We start from the raw sequence: 6,392 nt of genomic DNA on the forward strand, positions 1-6,392 counted from the left end.
GATGTGAAGGCGATGATTGAGGTGGCTGCAGCGATAATCGAAAATGAAATTGGTCAGATCTTAATAGCTAGACGTAAGAAGGGTAAAGCTCAAGAAGGCTTGTGGGAGTTTCCGGGTGGCAAGATAGAGAATAACGAAACGATTGAAGAATGCTTAAAAAGAGAATTACAATAAGAAATGAATATTCAAATTCAACCGTATAAATCATTTGGGGTAAATGACCATTATTATGGATCGAAACATATTCGACTATATGCACATAAAGCCAAATTTGTGAGTGGGGAATTGATGTTGGTCGATCATGACCAATCTGAATGGGTGTATTCGAAAGATCTGGGAGGGTATGAATTTGCCCCGGCTGATGTTAAGTTTGTGGAGATGTTAAATAGAAAGTTGGTATAACTCTCCTCCCCGATTCCACCCTCTATTGGGTAGATAATACAAAGTACAGAACTGCTTAGATATTGTTCTGTATTCTGTATTATTATTCTCTCGCAAGGATTATCTATAATGCATAGGAATCAAAGATATAATTTAGAAGGAAAAAGTCAGAGATACATTAAAAATTAGGGGCAGGAAGCTTAATGAGTTGGTCGAATATGTTAATTAATATATTTTAGTATGATATTAATAATAGGGTGATAAAAGATGTCAAAGTCGGAATATCAAACGAGAAAAGAAATAATAGATAAAAAATTATATGAGGCCGGCTGGAATGTTGACAATCAGAATCAAGTAATCAAAGAGTTTGGTATATTAGTGGAGATGAATAATGGGATCAGGGAGAATCTGACTAAATACGAAGGATATCATTTTAGTGACTATGTTCTTTTGGATAAACATCAGAACCCCCTTGCTGTAGTTGAAGTTAAAAAAACTACCAAAGATGCCCAATTAGGAAGAGAGCAAGCCAGGCAGTACGCATATAATATTAAGCATCATTACGGTGGGAAACTACCTTTTTGCTTTTACACTAATGGCCTCGAAACATATTTTTGGGATTTAGAACAGTACCCTCCCCGTAAAGTACATGGGTTTCCTACAAGAGACGATCTAGAGCGGTATGACTTTATTCGTGAAAATAAGAAGACATTAGAAGATGAATTAATTAATACACAAATTTCAGGACGTGATTACCAGATTAGAGCTATTCGTGCAGTTATGGAGGCGATAGAAAAAAAACAGCGGAAGTTCTTGCTGGTTATGGCTACTGGTACAGGGAAAACCAGGACGTGTATTTCTCTTATAGAAGCGCTTATGCGTGCAGGACGTGTCCAAAAAGTTTTGTTTCTTGTGGACCGGGTGGCTTTACGAGAACAAGCTTTGTTAGCTTTTAAAGAGTATATGCCGAATGAACCACGTTGGCCAAAACAAGGGGAAAAGTCTATTGCCAAAGATCGAAGAATATACGTATCTACATATCCAACAATGCTAAACATAATTCGTAGTGAGGATAATAGTTTGTCTCCTCACTTTTTTGATTTAATTGTCACAGATGAGAGTCATCGTTCCATTTATAATACGTATGGAGAAGTATTAGATTACTTTGATGCATTAAGTCTAGGTCTAACGGCTACCCCAACAGATATAATCGACCATAATACTTTTCAATTATTTAATTGTGAAGATGAAATTCCTACTTTTGCATTTACTTATAATGACGCTCTGAATCATACACCTCCTTTTTTATGCGATTTTGAGGTTTTGAAGATAAGAACGAAGTTTCAAGATGAAGGAATCAGTAAAAGAACTATTTCACTTGAGGATCAGAAGGGGATGATTCTCCAAGGAAAAGAAGTGGAAGAGATAAATTTTGAGGGAAATGATCTGGAAAAAAAAGTGACAAATCGGGGGACGAACACCCTAATCGTAAGGGAATTCATGGAGGAATGTATTAAAGATCCTAATGGTGTGCTCCCTGGAAAAACGATTTTCTTTTGTACTTCAAAATCACATGCAAGAAGAATTGAGGAGATCTTTGATTCACTCTATCCAGAGTATAATGGGGAATTGGCAAGAGTCATAGTTTCTGACGATCCGCGGGTCTATGGTAAGGGAGGTTTGTTAGATCAATTTACCAATAATGACATGCCAAGAGTTGCCATCAGTGTAGACATGTTGGATACGGGTATTGATATTAGAGAGATAGTAAACCTTGTCCTTGCAAAACCAGTTTTTTCGTATACCAAGTTTTGGCAAATGATTGGTCGGGGCACAAGACTCCTTGAGCCGAATAAAATCAAACCATGGTGTCCTGTAAAGGACATATTCCTAATTATGGATTGTTGGGATAACGTTGAATACTTTAAACTTACCCCGAAGGGAAAAGAACTTAAACCTAAAATTCCTTTGCCAGTTAGATATGTCGGATTAAGACTTGAAAAAATCAAGAGGGCAATGGAGAAAGGGAGAACTGATATTGCTAACAAAGAGATATTAAAATTGAAGGAGCAGATAGGGTCACTTCCTAAAAAATCGGTTATAATCGAAGATGCGGCTACGGCACTTAACCGAATTAAGGATGACAACTTCTGGATGGCACTAACGATTGAAAAATTGGAGTTTTTGGAAAAATATATTAAACCATTGTTCAAATCGGTTTCGCAGACTGACTTTAAAGCTATGAAGTTTGAGAAAGATGTACTGGAAACCTCTATTGCCGCTTTTTTCGAAGTGGGTAATAAGTACGAAACATTGAAGGCAAATATCATAGAACAGATTAGCGAGCTTCCATTATCAGTAAATGTGGTGGCAAAGGAAGCAGAGCTTATCAAAATATCACAATCTGAAAATTTTTGGTCAAATATATCAGAAAATGACCTAGATAAACTTACGGAAAAGCTTGCTCCACTTATGAAGTATCGGGAAGGAATAAATACAGCGTCTGGAATTCAAAAATTTGATCTTAAGGATTTCTTGAAAGAAAAGGAAAGGGTTGAATTTGGACCAGAACATGAGTCTATCAGCATCACTAAATATAAAGAAATGGTAGAGCAAATGATTCTTGGTTTGATTGTTAGCAACCCGGTTTTAAAAAAAATTAAAAATGGTGAACAGATTAGTGAAGAAGAAGTAAGGGAATTAGCAGAAATACTGCATGCGGATCGTCCGCATATAACGGAAGATATATTGAGAGTTGTTTATAATAATCCCAAGGCGAAAATAACCCAATTCATAAGGCATATTTTGGGTATCGAAAAATTGGAAAGCTTCCCCGAAACAGTATCAAAGGCTATAGGTGATTATATAAAAGCACATTCAAATCTAAGCGGACAACAATTAGATTTTCTTGAGTTGTTAAGGAATTTTCTAATAGATCGACAGAAGATTCAAAAGAAAGATTTGATTCAAGCACCTTTTACAATTATACATCCTCGTGGCATTAGAGGTTTATTTTCACCAAGTGAAATTGAAGAAATCTTGCAATTAGCAGAGAGGCTGGCATCTTAGATGTTGCAAAACAATCAGATATTAAAAAACAAAATAAACGAATTGTGGGACAAATTTTGGAGTGGTGGCATTTCTAACCCTTTAGCGGCGATTGAGCAGATAACTTACTTGCTTTTTATGAAACGGTTAGATGATTTAGATCAGAAGATGAAAGACGATGCAGAATGGGTAGGGGAAGTCTATCATTCTAAGTTTGATGGAACTTTTGTACTACCAGGAACAGACACTCGAATCGAAAAGAAGACACTTAGATGGAGTTATTTTCGTAACCTAACAGCTGATGAATTGCTTTATCATGTCCAATATAAAGTTTTCCCATTTTTAAAAGAACTTGACGATGAAGCAACACCTTTTACCAGACACATGAGAAATGCAGTATTTATTATTGAAAAACCTGCCTTATTAATTGAAGCTATCAACATTATTGAAGAAGTATTTGGTGAGATTGAAAAAGATTCCTCCGAGAATAATCAAACCTTTCAAGATATACAAGGCGACGTTTACGAGATGCTACTTAATGAGATAGCAAGTGCTGGGAAAAATGGTCAGTTCAGAACGCCGCGGCATATTATAAAGCTTTTATCTGAACTTGTTGCTCCCAAACTTGGACAAGTAATAGCTGACCCAGCATGTGGTTCTGGTGGGTTCTTGTTAGGGGTATACCAATATATGGTGACCCAATTGGATTCCGATAAGGATAAAAAGGAACCTGACGAAGATGGGTTTGTTCGAACTTCAGTTGCTAGTATTTTAACTCAGGATGTTAAAAATATAATCGAACAAAGTCTCTATGGATATGATATTGATGTTACAATGGTTCGTCTCGGTTTAATGAATCTAATGATGCACGGGATAGACTCACCTCAGATTGACTATAAAGATACTTTAAGTAAAGGATATAACCAAGATAATACGTATGATATCGTTATGGCAAACCCTCCATTTACAGGGAGTATTGATAAAGGAGATATTAATGAAAATTTAAAGTTAAATACAAATAAGACGGAACTTCTTTTTATTGAACGTATTTTTAACATGCTTAAAATAGGAGGCACTGCAGGGGTCATTGTTCCACAAGGGGTATTGTTTAGCACAAGTAAAGCGTTTATTGAAACAAGGAAAATATTGATGGAAAAATGTGAACTTAAAGCCGTAATCACTATGCCGAGTGGAGTATTTAGGCCTTACGCAGGAGTGAGTACAGCTATTCTTATTTTTACTAAAGGTGGGATTACTGAGAACGTCTGGTTTTATGAAATGAAAAGTGACGGATATACTCTAGATGACAGACGTGCGAAACTCGAAGGATATGGAGACCTACGAGACATTATATTAAAGTATAGAGAGAGGGACTCGAAAGAACATAGTGATCGGAAAACAAAAACTTTTTTTGTACCTAAAAACGAAATAGTTGCACAAAGATATAATCTTAATATTTCGATTTATAAAGATGACAATTTCGATGAGCCAGATTTTGAGGAGCCAGAGGTAATTTTAGAATCACTCTTAAATATCGAAAAAGAAATTGAAGATGCTCTTAAAGACTTGAAGAGGTTATTATGAAGAATATTAAAATAAATGATTTATTACTAGAAAAGATATCAGGTGAATGGGGGGATGAGTGCTTAAATAAGAACGGAGTAAATGTTATACGTACAGCAAATTTTTTGAATACAGGAAAAATCGATTTTAAAAATGTTGTTATAAGGGATATACCTGAAAGTAAGATTAAAAAAAAGCAACTAGTTGATGGTGATATCTTAATTGAGAAATCAGGTGGTGGCCCAAATCAACCAGTTGGTAGGGTAGTGCTGTTCACTAATCCCGATAATAAAGTTTATTTGTGTAACAATTTTACAACTGTATTAAGACCAGACCAGAATAAAGTATATCCGAAATACTTATTTTATGTACTTTGGTATTTCCACAAAATAGGGAAAACTCTTCGGTATCAAAATAAAACAACAGGTATCATAAATTTGAAACTTGATGATTATTTAAACGCCATGGTTCCTGTACCAATACATTACGAAGACCAAATTCGAATCGCGCATTTGTTATCTGTCTCAGAGGAATTAATCTTTAAATGTAAAGAAAGTATCAATCTACTCGATAAATTACTAGTAAGTAAATTTTTAAAGATGTTTGGTGTATCAGCTACAGGATATAATGATTGGGATTTGATGGAGATTGAACAACTCGCGAAAAAGAAAAAAGGAAGTATGCGGACAGGACCCTTCGGTAGTAATCTTTTGCATAGCGAATTTACGAGTAGTGGTGAAATTGCGGTACTTGGGATTGATAATGCCGTTAATAATAGGTTTGAGTGGAAACAACGTCGTTTTATTACGAATGAAAAATATAATCAATTAATTTCTTATAGAATATATCCGCGTGATGTGATTATTACAATTATGGGTACTATTGGGAGGTCGGCAGTAATTCCTGATGATATACCTGTTGCGATAAATACAAAGCACCTTGCAGCTATTACTTTAGAAGAATCAATTGCTAATCCTTATTTCGTTTCTTTTGCAATTCATTCTAGTCCTTCTGTTAAAAAACAATTAGAGAAAAGAACAAGAGGGGCGATCATGAGCGGGTTAAACCTAGGGGTGATAAGAGAAATTAAACTTAAGGTTCCTCCCGTTGAATTACAGGACGAATTTGAAAAAATATATTTAATTGTTGATTCTCTAAGACAAAAATACTTGGAATATCTAAAAGAACTTGAGAATCTTTATGGCTCACTGGCAGGGCGAGCGTTTAGAGGATCGCTCGATTTAAGCAAAATAACACATCTCGATGAGCTGAGAATGGAAAATAAAAAGGTAGTAGACCTTGGCGTAAATGTGACAGAGACAGAGAAATCCTTTAACAAAAACGAGCTAATCAATATTTTAAAATCTAAAGAAAATCAATCGTTTAACTTCTCTCAATTG

General features: G+C 35.3%; 5 protein-coding genes. All 5 read left to right on the forward strand.

Going from position 1 to position 6,392, the window contains the following annotated elements:
- Positions 1-12 precede the first annotated feature (12 nt).
- On the forward strand, positions 13-174 hold the full coding sequence (locus AC3WRW_RS29690; protein WP_492549822.1) for an NUDIX domain-containing protein: 162 nt from the start codon (positions 13-15) through the stop codon (positions 172-174).
- Between the two features lie 3 nt (positions 175-177).
- Positions 178-402, forward strand: a complete 225-nt coding sequence (locus tag AC3WRW_RS29695) for an NUDIX hydrolase (RefSeq protein WP_492549823.1) — start codon at positions 178-180, stop codon at positions 400-402.
- Positions 403-648: 246 nt separating this feature from the next.
- Positions 649-3,450, forward strand: coding sequence for a type I restriction endonuclease subunit R (locus AC3WRW_RS29700; RefSeq protein WP_492549824.1), 2,802 nt, complete (start codon positions 649-651; stop codon positions 3,448-3,450).
- Positions 3,451-5,013: a type I restriction-modification system subunit M gene (locus AC3WRW_RS29705; RefSeq protein WP_492549825.1), complete on the forward strand. Its 1,563-nt coding sequence runs from the start codon at positions 3,451-3,453 to the stop codon at positions 5,011-5,013.
- Positions 5,010-6,392: restriction endonuclease subunit S (locus AC3WRW_RS29710; RefSeq protein WP_492549826.1), on the forward strand; the 1,383-nt coding region annotated here is incomplete at its 3' end. The genes AC3WRW_RS29705 and AC3WRW_RS29710, both read left to right, overlap by 4 nt.

The sequence above is a fragment of the Paenibacillus sp. FW126-R14 genome (genome assembly GCF_058789495.1).

Bases quoted from the DNA above. Each gene is read 5' to 3' on its own strand.
- AC3WRW_RS29695 (WP_492549823.1), top strand. From the start codon at position 178: ATGAATATTCAAATTCAACCGTATAAATCATTTGGGGTAAATGACCAT.
- AC3WRW_RS29705 (WP_492549825.1), top strand. From the start codon at position 3,451: ATGTTGCAAAACAATCAGATATTAAAAAACAAAATAAACGAATTGTGG.
- AC3WRW_RS29690 (WP_492549822.1), top strand. From the start codon at position 13: ATGATTGAGGTGGCTGCAGCGATAATCGAAAATGAAATTGGTCAGATC.
- AC3WRW_RS29700 (WP_492549824.1), top strand. From the start codon at position 649: ATGTCAAAGTCGGAATATCAAACGAGAAAAGAAATAATAGATAAAAAA.